This is a genomic window from Nocardia sp. NPDC055029, from assembly GCF_053608525.1.
On sequence record NZ_JBSGVQ010000022.1, the window covers coordinates 34,264 to 47,252 of the forward strand.

Sequence of the window (12,989 nt, forward strand, 5' to 3'; positions counted from 1 at the left end):
TGGCGACCCGCTACCGACCTCGTTGTCGGCGGCCCGGAAGGGGCCGAAGCCCCCAGCTGGTCAGTGGTACTCGCGCATGAGCTCCTCCCCGATGCGGTAGTCGTCGAGGCAGGGCTGGCAGGCGAAGAGCGGTGCCCAGGGGCCGAGGTCGTACTCGGGGAAGACGGTGGTGGAGGGTGCGGTGGTGCAGGCCCAGCAGGTGACGGGGGCGGTGATGGCCATGGTCGGGGTTCCTCTCCGGTTGGGGTGGTCTTGCTCTGTGTCGGTGGGATCTGGGCTCGCCCGGACCAGGCCGCACCCGCCCCGGCAAAGGCTCACCACCCGAGGTGGTCACCCGGCTGAGAGCTCGAGGTGAGATGAACTGCCCGAAATGACGTCGCCGCGGGTGATCACCTCGGGTGGTGACACGTCTTGGTCTTTGCCGGGGTGGGTGTGGTCTGGTACGCCATCGGCAGATTCCGTCGACACAGAGTCGGGCCGCACCAGGCGGAGAGGAACCCCTGGTGACCATCGCTGCTATCTGCTGGGCGTGCGCAACCACGGCCGGTCGACTGGCACGATGCCGGCCGATTCGCTGGGTGCTGCGGGAGAGTCAGTCGGGGACGGCTCACGTCGTGCCCAGCACTGCGCGGTTGAATGCAGAGGTGGCCAGATCGAGGAACGGGGCGTGCTGCCACGTCGCCAAAGCGGAGCCGACGCGCCCAACGGGCCACGGCGGGCCGGAGCGCTAGCGGAGGCCTGCCGTGCTGCGCGGTGCCGCGCGGCGGCTCCGCTGGGGCGGCGCCAGCCGCCCCCTTGACTCTATATAGCCGAATTCAGCAACCACTCCGTGAAGTGGTTGGCGAGGTGCAGGCTACTGCGAGATCGATTCTCCGCGAACAGCGTCGAGTAGAGCGAACATGCTTGTGATCGTCGCGGCGGGAGCGTAGGGAGCGAACCGCTCAACCTTGCCGGGCTTGTTCGCGTACGCGATCGCCGGAAGCGCTGCTGCCTGGGCGGCCTGTAGGTCTGTGACCGAGTCGCCGGTGAAGGTCGCGGTTCCGGTATCCACTCGCAGACTTGCAAGGGCGGCTTCGAGTAGGTCGGGGCTCGGCTTGAGCCGTGTATCAGCTGACGTACGGGCGTAGATGCCCGCGACGTACGCCCGGAGCTCGTGAATGCGAAGGTATGCGTCGATGGCAGCGACGGAGTTGTTGCTGACAATCGCAACAGATCCGCCGCTCTTGTTGGCAGCCACTCGAATCAAGTCGTGGGTGTAGGGCGTTGGGGTGGCAACCGCGACGGCTTCGACCTCGAGGCGTGTGAGCTCCTGTTCGGTTGCGATCGCGATATCTGGCGAGATTTTCGCCGCGTAGTCGAGCAGTTCGAATGGATCTGAGGTCGCTCCGAGATGCGGCGGTAGACCGATACCCATTGCGGCTCCGAGCTGTACAGCGACTCGGCGGCTGGAGAGTCCGGCGAAGACAGAACACACCGGGCCGTCGAAGTCGAGCAGGAGGCATGGCCGGTCGACGATGAGGCGGTGAAGGGCGGTCACGGGTGGTAGTCCCGTGCGACAGAGTTCCAGATGCTGTCGAACCACATCAGAGACTGCGCTACGAACTGGCTGCCGGTTGAATCGGGGTCGAGATCGCGAGCGTGATGGAACAGCGTCGCGTCCTTGCCCATGAGGTCCCACATCGCGACGTTCTCTCCGTCGAGTGGGATGGTGTGCTCAACCACGGGGTAGTAGCCGGAGAATGCCTGCTCGCCGTTGAGGATGTAGAGCTTGAACAGCGGGACCGCCGGGTAGGTCCTGATCTGCGCGGACGCGTTGCTGACCAAGCCAAGCCGCCCGAGCTCTTCGACGGATTCCACGATGGCGCTGCCGTGCCGCTCCATGATCTTGGTCGCGCGCTTGCGGAACGCCGGGCTATCGGTGAGGTCGTCGACGCGTGCGGGGAGCGACCACGGTTGCGCGGGATCGGGCAGCAAGAGCCGGACGGTAAGGCTCTCGGGCCGGAGGCGTCCCTCACGGATTCGGTCGAGAGGTTCAGCGATCGCACCGTGCAGCGTCTCACCGGAGAACCCGGCGAAGTCGACTGTGACGGTAGATGCCTCGAAGGCCTGTTCGATGTGAGGGCGAAGGCCGACGGGGCGTTCTGTCCGTTCACGAACATAGGTACCGCTCCCGGGCCTGCTGACCACGAGCCCCTCTTCCCGTAGCGCTCGGATTGCCGACTCGGCGGTGGCTTTGGCTACCCCGAATCGCTCGACCAACTGCGGGCCGGACGGCAGCCGCTCGCCGGGCGCGAACTTCCGGGTGAGGATCGCCGCTCGCAGGATGTTGGCGATCTGCTGGGACGCCGGACGGGGGTCGTCGGGGTCGATTGTCTCCATTCGCCCAGCATAGGGGCTGTTCCCTAGGTAAGTCATGTAGCTATTGACCTCCCTAGGGAGGTAGGCTAACCTTGAAGCTACCTAGGGAACCTAGGGGTAAACCAGGGGCTGAACTGGCCGCCGCTGACGTTCTGTCTATCCCTCTGAATTCAGGAGTTGATTCCAATGGCACTCAAGGACATGTGGATTCCCACCGACTTCGACGCGGTCTTCCCTCAGGGCCTGATCCTGGTGGGCGAGATCGAGCCGGACCAGGAGTTCAGCAACGACCGCAACGCGCCCAAGCGGCAGAAGATCGACGTCGACCGCGAGGGCAACGGCTCTCGGAAGCGGCTGTGGAAGGCCACGGTCATGGACCCGGCCGGTGCGGGTAAGGGCGCGAGGAACACCGGCCTGGACATCACCTTCGTCTCCGATGTCATGCCGGTTCCTGCGTCGGCCGAGGCGATGCCCGGCTTCCGTCCAATCGCGCTGGAGGGGCTGATGCTCAAGCCGCGTGTGATCGGTAACGGTGAGTTCAAGTCGATCGGCTTCTACATCCGTGCGACTGGGATCAAGGGCGACAACTCCGGCGCGAAGGTCAACCAGCCTGCCGTGCAGAAGGCCGCGTGATCGCCATGTCGTCTTACATGAGCGTGCAGTCTGGCCCCGCGTCGGAAGTCAAGGTGTCCTACACACCAGCTCGACCCAGTGACGTCGGTGAACTCCCGGCCAGGATCTACGTAGAGCTGAAGGGCAAGACCGGGCATGTGTATGCAGGCTTGACGATCGAGCATGCGCGGACGTTGGCCGAGGAGCTTCCCCGGCTGATCATGGCGCACGATGCCGCAGAGCACGCAGCCAAGGAACACGCTGCGGCTGTGGCCGAGTCTCAGGCGGCGTGACCGTGAGTACGGCGGATCAGCAGCCCAAGAGCATTCGGTGGGCACGCTGGTCCGCCGTCCTCATCGTCCTGGCCATCGGTGCCGCCGCGTTCGTTCTGTCGTTCGCGGCGCTGCGTGACCTCGCGGTCATGGCCCACACTCCCAACCATCTCGCCTGGCTGTTCCCGGTAATCGTGGACGGCACCATCATCCAAGCCACCATCGCCGTCCTGGCTCTCGCGGACAGCGACGAACGGACCTTCTTCACCCGGGTGCTGATCGCTGGGGCGACGGTCTCGATCGGCGGCAACATCGCTCACGCACTGGTCTCGGGTCACGGGATCATGGCCGCGATTCTGGCGGTGATCGCCCCGGCTGCACTGCTTCTCGATACCCACGGCCTGGCCGTGCTGCTGCGGACGCGCAAACCCGCTCCGCCGACCGAAGTTCCCACCGCTGCCGCGGCGGTGGTGACTGAACCCGATTCCGCTGTCGACCCTGTGCCCGATGTGGTGCCCGTGGTCTCGGCTCCTGCTCCGGCTGTCGCGCCGGTGCACACCATTCACTCTCCGCGCCCGGTGTCTCCGTTGCTGCCTGTCGCGGTCCCGATCCCTACAGGGGGCAACTGACATGTCTGACTGTGACCCGTTCTTCACGATCTACCGCAACCCGACGCCGCATGTCCTGGCGTTGGGCGGCAACCTGCAAGCGCGCTACCTCGGCATCCTCGACATGGTGGCAGTGTCCACCGACGGTGGTGCCCTGTATCTGAGCCCGGCGCACGCGGCCGAACTGATCGACATGCTCACCGGAGCCTTGAATTCCTACGCTGCGACCCTGCGGGTGGTGGCGTGATGGGTAGCACCGTTGTCGCGCTGTCGACCGTGATGGCTGCCGGGATCATGCTGTGGTGGCGCCACCTCGACGGCGTCGTGCCCAGGGCCGTCGAACCGGATCCGCTCGCGGATGTGCCGGCCGAATTGCGGACCGCTGCACTGATCCTGACCGACCACCGTCAGCTCTCCATGATGTGGGCCGCGCTGGGTCTGGGGTCGGAGGGCAACTGGCCCACCATCATCGGCGGTGTCGACCTGGTCGCTTCGGGCGCGGTGTTCGACGTGCAGGTGGTCGGTGGCCAGAAACTGTCCGACTGGACCAACGAGGAAACCCGCGACGCGCTCGCCCAGTACATCGGTGTCCCGAATGTGCTTGTCTCCCAGGCTGGTCCGGGGTTCGTGCGGATCGAGCTGCGGACCTTCGACACCCTCGCCGAACCGGTCACCGCGACTGGTGTGGAGTCGACCGGCGTCGACCTCGAGGCGGTGCATGTCGGTGTTCGTGAGGACGGTCGGGCGTGGCTGCTGCGGGTCCTCTACGCCCACATCCTGCTCGCCGGTGCGACCGGCTCGGGTAAGGGCTCGGTGCTGTGGTCGGTGATCAACGGCATCGGGCCCGCGATCAAAGCCGGGTTCGTCGACGTGTGGATGGCAGATCCCAAGGGCGGCATGGAATTCGGTGCCGGTGAACGGTTGTGGGTCCGCTTCCACTGGGACGCCGCGGGCATCCTGGCGATGCTCGAAGAGGCCGTGCACGTGATGGACGAGCGGTCTTCTCGCCTACGCGCTGCCGGGGTTCGCAAGCACGTTCCCACCACCGACGAACCGTTGATCCTGATCGTCATCGACGAGGCTGCCTCGCTGTCGTCGTACGCGACCCGGGAGCAGCAAGAGAAATTCCGTCAGCTCACCGGCCAGCTCCTGTCGAAGGGCCGCGCGGTTGGCGTATCGGTCATCGCTGCCTTGCAGGACCCGTCCAAGGAGACCATGCCGAACCGGCAGCTGTTCCCGGTCCGGATCGGGCTGCGCCTGGACGAACCGACCCAGACCGCCATGGTGCACGGGCAGGGCTCCAAGGATCGCGGTGCGTTGTGCCACGACATCCCGGACACCACTCCGGGTGTCGGCTACGTCGGTGAGGACGGCACCAGCGAGTTCGTGCGGGTGCGTGCGTTCTGGATCGACAACGACGCCGCTGACGCGATCGTCGACGCCTACGCCCCGGCCCGCCCCGACACCACTCCGCAGGGTGATTACTCCGATTTCGACCCGGATTACATCCCCGGTGAGGACGACGAGCAGCAGGGGCGTGCGGCATGAAACGCGGATTCCAGACCGAAACGCATGTGGTCGTCTACTGCGACTACTGCGGCGACATCTACGTCGATGGTGACGGTGAGTCGATCTGCTTCGACACGACCAACCAGGCCGCGGAGTTCTTGTCCTATGACTCCTCGACCGGGTGGGCCTACGACGGCGACACCATCCGCTGTGACAGCTGCCTGGTCTCGGACGAGTGCCGCGCCGACGGCCACGACTTCATCCTCACCGTCTACCCCTCGCCCCTTCCGATTGTCACCGAGTGCTCGCGCTGCGGGCTGCTCGAACCCGAACAGGAGAAATGACCATGGCCCGCAAGCAGATTCGCACCGACAACGGTCTCGCCGATGTCATCGACTTTCAGGCTCGGAGCCGCTGCCGGTCCGAAGCCCGTGGCCTGGACCCGCTCGCGGTCGCGGTGACGATGCTCGCCGAGACCGGCCACGCTCCGGCCTGGAAGGACTACGGCCCTGACGGTTGGGACGACGCGGCATGACCACCAAGAAACCGAACCCGGTCGTGGAAGCTGCTGCCGCTCGAACTCGCAAGCGGCGCAAGCCTGTCCCAGCTGTGCCGGTTCCCACGCCTGACCAACTTCCATTGTTCTCCCTGGACGATCTCACCGAGAAGGCGAACCGATGAGCAAGACCACCACCACCACGACCACCGCTCACGACCCGATGGGCGAAGTCCTCGACGCGCTCCTCACGATTGCCGGCCGAATCCTGCTCGCCGCGTTCGCGCTCGTCTGGTGGGCACTCCTGTTCCCGATGGTCACCGTGCCGGTCGTGCTGACGGTGGTGGCCTGGCTGCTGCTCGGTTGGCCTGCCGGGATCGGGGCGGCTGGTGTGGCAGTCGCGGGGATGGTGCTGTGGCGACAGCGGAGCCCGCAGACCTTCGAGCGCTGGTTCACCGGTCGTGCCCGGTCCCGTTTCCTGTCCTGGTTCCGCTACCGCCGCCGCTGGGCCAAGATGCTCACCGCCTGCGACCTGGCCACCCGCGACGGAGACCGCGTGCTGGTTCCCCGCCTGGTGTCGGTCCGTATCGGCGATGCCACCGACACTGTGCGGGCTCGGATGCTGCCCGGTCACTCGCCGGACTCGTGGACCAATCGCGCCGACAGCCTGGCTCACGGGTTCGGTGCCCAGCAGGCACGGATCAGGTTCGCCGGTCCCGGACTGGTCGAGATCGCGTTCCGCCGCTGCGACGCGCTCGCCGATCCGGTGGTCGTGCCGTTCGAATCGCTGGCCGGATTCAAGACCATCCCCGGCACCAAGGCCGCATGACCACTCCACCCACCGATGTCCAACTAGCTGAGGGAGGCCACGCCATGAACGACACCACTACTGCCGATTCCATGCCCGCGGCCTCCCTCGGTCGTCTCACCGCCGCCCAGCGCCGCGCGATGCCCTCGCTCAAGGACATCGCCGAAGCTGCCGCCGAGAAGGAAGGCGTGTGCGCCCGGGTGGTTCCGATGCGTGCCGTCGATGACCGGACCGGCAAGATTTCCTACATCGGTGCCCCGTGCAAGTGCCGTTTCGAAGCGACCTGCCCGGCCTGCGCCAAGGCATACCGCACACTCCGCATGAACCAGCTCCGCGAAGGCTGGTGCCTGGGTGAGGAGCCGGTCGATGAGATCGTCGAGCCCACCCAGAGACAAACAGACTTGCTCGGTGCTCGCGCACTGATGGCTGAGCAGTACCAGCACTACCGCACCGCCGGTGACGACGAACAAGCCGACGCGCTGCGCGACCTGGTCGCCGAGATCGATGCCGAGCTGCGCGAACTCGGGGTGAAGGGCCGGTTCCCTTCCCTGGACGGCAAGCCCGCCCGCAAGGCCAAGTCCACCCGCCGTCGTCAGGACGTGCCGGATCTGCCTCGCCGCAAGGTCGAAAAGCGCACCCTGGGTGAGGTCTACAACGGCTACCAGCCCTCCACGTTCCTGACCTTGACGCTGCCGTCGTACGGCGCGATCAACAAGGTATGGGACCCCACCGCGGGCAAAGACGGCAAGGGCGCGATGGTCTCGGATGGCTCCCCGGTCGACCCGGAGGACTACGACTACTCCCGTGCCGCCCGCGATGCGATCCACTTCGCCGCCCTCTATGACCGGTGGGTGCAGAACCTGCGGCGCGCGGTGGGCTGGAACGTGCAGGTGTTCGCCAGCGTCGAACCGCAGAAGCGGGCGGCCCCGCACCTGCACATCGCCATCCGGGGTTCGGTCCCGAATGCTCTGCTTAAGGCGGTCACCGCGGCGACCTACCGCCAGATTTGGTGGCCGCACTTCGATCGTGAGGTCTACACCGGCGAGAACATGCCGGTCTGGGACTACACCGTCGGCACTTTCACCGACCCGAAAACCGGTACCCCGCTGACCACCTGGGACGACGCCCTGGCGGTGATGGACGAGGTGGACGACCTCGAACCCGCGCACGTGATCCGCTTCGGGGTGCAGGACAAGCCAGTTCAGATCCTTGGCGGTACCGACAAGATGGATGTGAAGGTCCGCTACCTGGTCAAGTACCTGACCAAGAGCGTCGGTGACCTGCTCGACCCGCCGTCGCGTCGCGTGGCCGAACACTACGACCGGCTCCACGCCGAGATGTGCGTGACCCCGTGTTCACCGAAGTGCGGTGTGTGGTTGCGGTACGGGATCGTGCCCAAGGGCGCCAGCGAGAAGACCCAGCCCGGCTACTGCAAGACCAAAGCCCACCGCCGCGAGTTCCTCGGCCTGCCCGGTCGCCGGGTCCTGGTGTCGAAACTGTGGACCGGCAAGACCCTGCCCGACCACAAGGCCGAACGGCAGGAATTCGTTCGGCAACAGCTCGCCGCGGTGGGCATCGAGAAGCCTGACACCTCGCACATCCGTGTGTACCCGGTCCCACCGGGCGACCCGGACGCACCACCGCGTGAACACCTTGTGATGGCGCGGGTGGTTACCCAGCAGAAATGGCGCATCGAGTACGCCACGGCTCGCATAGCCCTGGCCGAGGCTCCACCGGGCACCCAGATTTCCGTTCAGCAATCCGAAGCAGCATAGGGGAGTGAGATGACCATGGATCCGCGATACCTGACCGTGGCAATGGCCGCCGAATACCTCGGCACCGGTGAGCGATTCGTTCGCCGACTGGTCGCAGAGCGCCGAGTGGTGTTCTACAAGGTCGGCAGTCATATCCGGTTCACCGTGGCTGACCTCGAGGCATTCGTTCAGGAAGGTCGTGTGGAGCCGGTCGAGGTTCGTTGGAGCGGCGGACGGGCGGTTGCGTGATGGCCGGTCGTCGCCGGTTCGGCAAAGTGCGCAAGCTGCCCTCGGGCAAGTTCCACGCGTCGTTCGTCGGCCCGAACGGTCTGCGGCAGAACGCGCCGAACACCTTCCGTACCAAGACCGACGCGGACCGCTACCTGGTGAAGGTCGAAGCGGACATCAGTCGCGGGACCTGGCTGGACGAGAAGATCGGGCATGAGCGGTTCGAGGACTACGCCAAGCGCTACCTCGAGGAGAACCCTGACGTGGGGCCGCGCTGGCAAGAAACCTGCCTGCGCAACCTGCGTCTTCACATGGCTGACCTGCGGGGCATGCCGCTGATCGCAATCTCGGCCCCGGTGGTGCGGACCTGGCATGCGAAGGCACTGGCGGGGAAAGGCGGTCGTACCTCTATTCAGCAGTCCTACCGGTTCCTTCGCGCGGTCATGAATCAGGCCAAGCGCGACAACGCGATCACGGTCAACCCGTGCACGATCAAAGGTGCTGGAACCGACCGCGCGAAGGAACGGCCGATCGCGACCGTAACGGAAGTAGCTGCGCTGGTCGAGAACATCACCCCGCGCTACCGGGCCGCCGTGCTGCTGGCTGCCTGGTGTGGGCTGCGTCGCGGCGAGATCATCGGCCTGATGCGCTCGGACGTCTGCCTGGACACCAACGAGGTGTTCGTTCGGCGTAACCGCGTCGAGCTGCTCGAGTCGCACACCGAGTACGACGCCGACCCCAAGACCGATGCTGGCCGCCGACCGGTTTCGATCCCGCCGCATCTTCGCCCCTACCTCGTGGAGCACCTCGAGCACTGGGCGGATCCGGTGTGGCTGTTCGTCGGTCGGGATGGGCGCCGGATGCGGGGTAACGCTGTCTATCAGGCGTTCGTGCGTGCTCGTGATCGTGTCGGCGTCGACGTCACCTTCCACGATCTGCGTCACACCGGACAGAGCCTCGCAGCCCTCACCGGCGCCAACCTGGCTGACCTGAAAAAGCGACTCGGGCACGCCTCGAACGCTGCCGCCAGCCGGTACCTGCACGCAGTCGAAGGACGAGACAAGGAGGTCGCTCTGGGTCTCAGCCAGCTGGCCGGGGGCGCGACCAGTGTCCAGATGCCTCGCACGATCATCGTCAAGCACTGAGGCACCGTGGGGAACGCTTGGGGCACGAGTCATGAAACTGCCCCTCTGACCTGCAATTATGTGCCTGCCTGAAAAGCGGAAGGTCGCCGGTTCGATCCCGGCCCTGGCCACCACAAATCCCCTCACCAGTACCTGGTAGAGGGGATTTTTGCGTCAGTGGGTGGTGGGCATGCGCAGGGCGTTCACCCATAGGCGGGTCACGGTGTAGACGAGGTCTTCCATCGGGCGGGCTTCGCCGTCGAGGTGGCCGTCGCCGATCACGAAGTAGTTGAAGGCGAGGCGGCTGACCATGCCTGACAGCGCCCGCGAGGTGAGCATCGGGTCCAGCTCCGGGTCGGCGAGACCGCGTTCTTGGAGGTTCGCGATGCTGCGGGCGTTGCGGTGGATGAAGGCGTCGGCGCGATCCTGGCGTAGCTTGCTGAATTCGGGGTCGATATTGGCGACCTGTTCGAGCAGGCCCATCAGCTTGGCGTTGCGCTTGTAGGCCTCGAAGTAGGCCCGATTGCTCGCCTCGACGATGGACGCGGGGTCGTCGTCACCGGCCACATGCTGCATGCCGGGATGCAGCATGTCTTCCTGGGCGTGTTCGAGGATCGCCGCGAAGATCTCTTCCTTGCCCGCGAAATAGGTGTAGAAGGTGCCCGAGGAGCAGTTGGCTTCCTGGGTGATGTCGACCAGCCTGGTGTCGAGGTAACCGAGCCGCTCGAATACCTTGCGGCCCGCGTCGATCAGGGCTGAACGCGTCCGCAGGCCGCGCGGGGTGGCGGGCAGCTCGCGCAACAGCGAAGTGCGCGCCATCGAGGGCAGCGCGCCTTCGCCGTCGGTGTCCGCGGGTCGATCCATGCTGTATTTATAGCGCGCGGCCTGGTCAGCGGCGCCCGGCGAGTCGCTGCTCAGGGCTGGAAGACGACTCGGCCGACCGTGCTGCCGTCGCCGAGCCTGCCGAGACCGTCGGGGACGTCGGCCAGCGAAAGGCGTTCACTGATCAGCGGTTTCAGCTGACCCGCCGCGGCGAGCCGGGTGAGTTCGGCGTGGCAATCGCGGATGGCCTGCTGGTTGTACTGCTTGTACAACCCCCAGTGCAGGCCGATGATCGAGTAGTTCTTGATCAGCGCGTGGTTGAGCGCGGGCTGCGGGATGGTGCCGCCCGCGAATCCGATCACCAGGATGCGGCCCTCGAACGCGATGCACTTGGTCGACTTGGCGTAAGCGTCGCCGCCGACCGGGTCGTAGATCACGTCGGCGCCGCGTCCGCCGGTGAACTCCTTGACGATCGGCACGAAGTCCTCCGTGTGCCGGTCGATGACGAGGTCGGCCCCGAGCTTGCGGCAGTACTCGGCCTTGTCCGGCCCGCCGACCACACCGATCACCCTCGCGCCTGCGGCCTTGCCCAGCTGCACGGCGGTGCTGCCGACGCCACCGGCCGCCGCGTGCACGAGCAGGGTCTCGCCTGCCCGCAGCTGGGTCCGCCGATGCAGGGCGAACCAGCTGGTCTGATAGCCGATGCACAGGGCGGCCGCCTCGGCGTGGTCGAGCGAGTCGGGCGCGGGGAAGACATTCTCCGCGTCCAGCACCGCCAGCTCGGCGAACGCACCGCCGGGCAGTGTCGTGGTGCCGACGACGCGATCACCGGGAGCGAACCCGGCGACACCGTCACCGACCGCGACCACCGAGCCGCACAGCTCGACTCCCGGGGTGAACGGCAGCGGCGGCTTCACCTGATACTGCCCACGGCACAGCAGCACATCCGGGAAGTTGGCCGGCGCCGCGAGCACCCGCACCAGCACCTGCCCCGGCCCGGCGACGGGATCTTCGATGTCGTCGATCCGCAGCACGTCCCGTGGTTCACCGAGCTCGCCGACCTGCCATGCCTTCATGCTGAAATCCTTTCGCTAGATGCCTGCGTCGTCGGCGACGTCGCAGGCCAGACGCACCACGGCGTCGATTCGTTCGATGGTCGGCGTGCCCGCCGCGGCTTTGTTCACTCCTTGCCGCGGTACTTGCCCAGTTCCTGGCGCGCGATGGCGCGCTTGTGCACCTCGTCGGGGCCGTCGGCCAGGCGCAGCGTGCGCAGCCCGGCCCAGGCCGCCGCGAGCGGGAAGTCGTCGGTGACGCCACCCGCGCCGTGCACCTGGATCGCCCGGTCGAGGACCTTGAGCGCGATGGTCGGCGCGGCGACCTTGATCGCGGCGATCTCGGTGCGCGCGGCCTTGTTGCCGACGGTGTCCATCAGGTGCGCGGCCTTGAGCGTGAGCAGCCGGATCATCTCGATCTCGATGCGCGACTCGGCGATCCAGTCCTGGATATTGGCGTTCTCGGCGATCGGCTTGCCGAAGGTGACTCGCGACTGCGCCCGCTTGCACATCATCTCCAGCGCGCGTTCGGCCATGCCGATACTGCGCATGCAGTGGTGGATGCGGCCGGGTCCGAGCCGGGCCTGGCTGATCGCGAAGCCTTCGCCCTCACCCTTGAGCACGTCGGTCGCGGGCACCCGCACATCGGCGAAGTCGATCTCGGCGTGGCCTTCGCGTTCCTGGTAGCCGAACACGGGCAACCCGCGCAGGATCGTGACGCCGGGCGCGTCGATCGGGACGACCATCATGGACTGCTGCCGGTGCGGCGCGGCCTGCGGATCGGTCTTGCCCATCACGATCAGCACCCGGCAGTTCGGGTGCAAGGCATTGGTGGCGAACCACTTTCGCCCGTTGAGCACGTATTCGTCGCCGTCGCGCACCATCGACAGTTCGACATTGGTGGCGTCGGAGCTGGCCACACCCGGTTCGGTCATCGCGAACGCCGAGGCCATGGTGCCGTCGAGCAGCGGTTCGAGGTACTTCTTCTTGTGCTCCTCGGTGCCGAACAGCTCGAGCACCTCCATGTTCCCGGTGTCGGGGGCATTGCAGTTGCAGGCTTCCGACGCGAGATGGCTGCGGCCCATGATCTCGGCCAGCGGCGCGTATTCGAGATTGGTCAGGCCGGGGCCGCGACCGGGATGCGGATGGAAGAGGTTCCACAGGCCGCGCCGCTTGGCCTCGGCCTTGAGCTCTTCGAGGATCGGCGGCTGGAAGTGCGGGTTGCCCGAGGCACGCATCTGCTCGTCGTAGACGGCTTCGGCCGGATAGACGTGCGAGTCCATGAAATCGAGCAGGTCGGCGCGGTACTTCTCGGCGCGGTCGGACAGATCGAACAGCGACATGGG

At 66.3% G+C, this 12,989-nt stretch carries 17 protein-coding genes; 11 read left to right on the forward strand and 6 right to left on the reverse strand.

Annotation, left to right across the window (positions count from 1 at the left end; translation table 11 throughout):
• Positions 1-60: 60 nt before the first annotated feature.
• The 3 genes from ACWF9G_RS19665 to ACWF9G_RS19675 all read right to left on the reverse strand — a co-directional run bounded on the left by ACWF9G_RS19665 (position 61) and on the right by ACWF9G_RS19675 (position 2,379).
• The gene (locus tag ACWF9G_RS19665; protein WP_452516907.1) at positions 61-222 is read right to left on the reverse strand and encodes a hypothetical protein; all 162 of its coding nucleotides are present in this window, start codon (positions 220-222) and stop codon (positions 61-63) included.
• 631 nt (positions 223-853) lie between these two features.
• Positions 854-1,537: an HAD family hydrolase gene (locus ACWF9G_RS19670; RefSeq protein ID WP_452516908.1), complete on the reverse strand. Its 684-nt coding sequence runs from the start codon at positions 1,535-1,537 to the stop codon at positions 854-856.
• Positions 1,534-2,379: a GntR family transcriptional regulator gene (locus ACWF9G_RS19675; RefSeq protein ID WP_452516910.1), complete on the reverse strand. Its 846-nt coding sequence runs from the start codon at positions 2,377-2,379 to the stop codon at positions 1,534-1,536. The genes ACWF9G_RS19670 and ACWF9G_RS19675 overlap by 4 nt, the downstream gene beginning before the upstream one ends.
• A 165-nt stretch (positions 2,380-2,544) precedes the next feature.
• Here ACWF9G_RS19675 and ACWF9G_RS19680 point away from each other — a divergent pair, with 165 nt between their 5' ends.
• The 11 genes from ACWF9G_RS19680 to ACWF9G_RS19730 all read left to right on the forward strand — a co-directional run bounded on the left by ACWF9G_RS19680 (position 2,545) and on the right by ACWF9G_RS19730 (position 9,790).
• Positions 2,545-2,991 (forward strand): hypothetical protein, encoded by a 447-nt coding sequence (locus ACWF9G_RS19680; protein ID WP_452516912.1) that lies wholly within the window; start codon positions 2,545-2,547, stop codon positions 2,989-2,991.
• Complete coding sequence (locus tag ACWF9G_RS19685) at positions 2,988-3,263, forward strand: hypothetical protein (RefSeq protein WP_452516914.1); 276 nt, start codon at positions 2,988-2,990, stop codon at positions 3,261-3,263. The genes ACWF9G_RS19680 and ACWF9G_RS19685 overlap by 4 nt, the downstream gene beginning before the upstream one ends.
• Before the next feature lie 2 nt (positions 3,264-3,265).
• The gene (locus tag ACWF9G_RS19690) at positions 3,266-3,871 is read left to right on the forward strand and encodes a DUF2637 domain-containing protein (RefSeq protein ID WP_452516915.1); all 606 of its coding nucleotides are present in this window, start codon (positions 3,266-3,268) and stop codon (positions 3,869-3,871) included.
• Between the two features lies 1 nt (position 3,872).
• Complete coding sequence (locus ACWF9G_RS19695) at positions 3,873-4,097, forward strand: hypothetical protein (RefSeq protein ID WP_452516917.1); 225 nt, start codon at positions 3,873-3,875, stop codon at positions 4,095-4,097.
• Positions 4,097-5,398: an FtsK/SpoIIIE domain-containing protein gene (locus tag ACWF9G_RS19700; protein ID WP_452516919.1), complete on the forward strand. Its 1,302-nt coding sequence runs from the start codon at positions 4,097-4,099 to the stop codon at positions 5,396-5,398. The genes ACWF9G_RS19695 and ACWF9G_RS19700 overlap by 1 nt, the downstream gene beginning before the upstream one ends.
• Positions 5,395-5,703, forward strand: coding sequence for a hypothetical protein (locus ACWF9G_RS19705; RefSeq protein ID WP_452516921.1), 309 nt, complete (start codon positions 5,395-5,397; stop codon positions 5,701-5,703). Before ACWF9G_RS19700 ends, ACWF9G_RS19705 begins: the two co-directional genes overlap by 4 nt.
• A gap of 2 nt (positions 5,704-5,705) precedes the next feature.
• On the forward strand, positions 5,706-5,894 hold the full coding sequence (locus ACWF9G_RS19710; RefSeq protein WP_452516922.1) for a hypothetical protein: 189 nt from the start codon (positions 5,706-5,708) through the stop codon (positions 5,892-5,894).
• Positions 5,895-6,036: 142 nt separating this feature from the next.
• Positions 6,037-6,684 (forward strand): hypothetical protein, encoded by a 648-nt coding sequence (locus tag ACWF9G_RS19715; RefSeq protein ID WP_452516924.1) that lies wholly within the window; start codon positions 6,037-6,039, stop codon positions 6,682-6,684.
• Positions 6,685-6,728: 44 nt separating this feature from the next.
• A complete protein-coding gene (locus ACWF9G_RS19720) occupies positions 6,729-8,438 on the forward strand; it encodes a replication initiator (protein WP_452516926.1) in 1,710 nt (569 codons plus the stop codon).
• Between the two features lie 15 nt (positions 8,439-8,453).
• Positions 8,454-8,666: a helix-turn-helix domain-containing protein gene (locus tag ACWF9G_RS19725; protein WP_452516991.1), complete on the forward strand. Its 213-nt coding sequence runs from the start codon at positions 8,454-8,456 to the stop codon at positions 8,664-8,666.
• Positions 8,666-9,790, forward strand: a complete 1,125-nt coding sequence (locus tag ACWF9G_RS19730; protein WP_452516928.1) for a tyrosine-type recombinase/integrase — start codon at positions 8,666-8,668, stop codon at positions 9,788-9,790. The genes ACWF9G_RS19725 and ACWF9G_RS19730 overlap by 1 nt, the downstream gene beginning before the upstream one ends.
• Before the next feature lie 153 nt (positions 9,791-9,943).
• Here ACWF9G_RS19730 and ACWF9G_RS19735 read toward each other — a convergent pair whose 3' ends face one another.
• The 3 genes from ACWF9G_RS19735 to ACWF9G_RS19745 all read right to left on the reverse strand — a co-directional run bounded on the left by ACWF9G_RS19735 (position 9,944) and on the right by ACWF9G_RS19745 (position 12,986).
• A complete protein-coding gene (locus ACWF9G_RS19735) occupies positions 9,944-10,633 on the reverse strand; it encodes a TetR/AcrR family transcriptional regulator (protein WP_379307544.1) in 690 nt (229 codons plus the stop codon).
• A 50-nt stretch (positions 10,634-10,683) separates the two neighbouring features.
• The gene (locus ACWF9G_RS19740; RefSeq protein ID WP_452516930.1) at positions 10,684-11,667 is read right to left on the reverse strand and encodes an NADPH:quinone oxidoreductase family protein; all 984 of its coding nucleotides are present in this window, start codon (positions 11,665-11,667) and stop codon (positions 10,684-10,686) included.
• Positions 11,668-11,771: 104 nt separating this feature from the next.
• Positions 11,772-12,986, reverse strand: a complete 1,215-nt coding sequence (locus ACWF9G_RS19745) for an acyl-CoA dehydrogenase family protein (protein ID WP_379307548.1) — start codon at positions 12,984-12,986, stop codon at positions 11,772-11,774.
• Positions 12,987-12,989: the final 3 nt, after the last annotated feature.

Excerpts from the sequence above, each read along its gene's own strand:
- ACWF9G_RS19725 (WP_452516991.1), top strand. The coding sequence starts at position 8,454 with ATGGATCCGCGATACCTGACCGTGGCAATGGCCGCCGAATACCTCGGC.
- ACWF9G_RS19735 (WP_379307544.1), bottom strand. The coding sequence starts at position 10,633 with ATGGATCGACCCGCGGACACCGACGGCGAAGGCGCGCTGCCCTCGATG.
- ACWF9G_RS19695 (WP_452516917.1), top strand. The coding sequence starts at position 3,873 with ATGTCTGACTGTGACCCGTTCTTCACGATCTACCGCAACCCGACGCCG.
- ACWF9G_RS19715 (WP_452516924.1), top strand. The coding sequence starts at position 6,037 with ATGAGCAAGACCACCACCACCACGACCACCGCTCACGACCCGATGGGC.
- ACWF9G_RS19705 (WP_452516921.1), top strand. The coding sequence starts at position 5,395 with ATGAAACGCGGATTCCAGACCGAAACGCATGTGGTCGTCTACTGCGAC.
- ACWF9G_RS19675 (WP_452516910.1), bottom strand. The coding sequence starts at position 2,379 with ATGGAGACAATCGACCCCGACGACCCCCGTCCGGCGTCCCAGCAGATC.
- ACWF9G_RS19740 (WP_452516930.1), bottom strand. The coding sequence starts at position 11,667 with ATGAAGGCATGGCAGGTCGGCGAGCTCGGTGAACCACGGGACGTGCTG.
- ACWF9G_RS19720 (WP_452516926.1), top strand. The coding sequence starts at position 6,729 with ATGAACGACACCACTACTGCCGATTCCATGCCCGCGGCCTCCCTCGGT.
- ACWF9G_RS19745 (WP_379307548.1), bottom strand. The coding sequence starts at position 12,986 with ATGTCGCTGTTCGATCTGTCCGACCGCGCCGAGAAGTACCGCGCCGAC.
- ACWF9G_RS19700 (WP_452516919.1), top strand. The coding sequence starts at position 4,097 with ATGGGTAGCACCGTTGTCGCGCTGTCGACCGTGATGGCTGCCGGGATC.
- ACWF9G_RS19680 (WP_452516912.1), top strand. The coding sequence starts at position 2,545 with ATGGCACTCAAGGACATGTGGATTCCCACCGACTTCGACGCGGTCTTC.
- ACWF9G_RS19665 (WP_452516907.1), bottom strand. The coding sequence starts at position 222 with ATGGCCATCACCGCCCCCGTCACCTGCTGGGCCTGCACCACCGCACCC.
- ACWF9G_RS19730 (WP_452516928.1), top strand. The coding sequence starts at position 8,666 with ATGGCCGGTCGTCGCCGGTTCGGCAAAGTGCGCAAGCTGCCCTCGGGC.
- ACWF9G_RS19710 (WP_452516922.1), top strand. The coding sequence starts at position 5,706 with ATGGCCCGCAAGCAGATTCGCACCGACAACGGTCTCGCCGATGTCATC.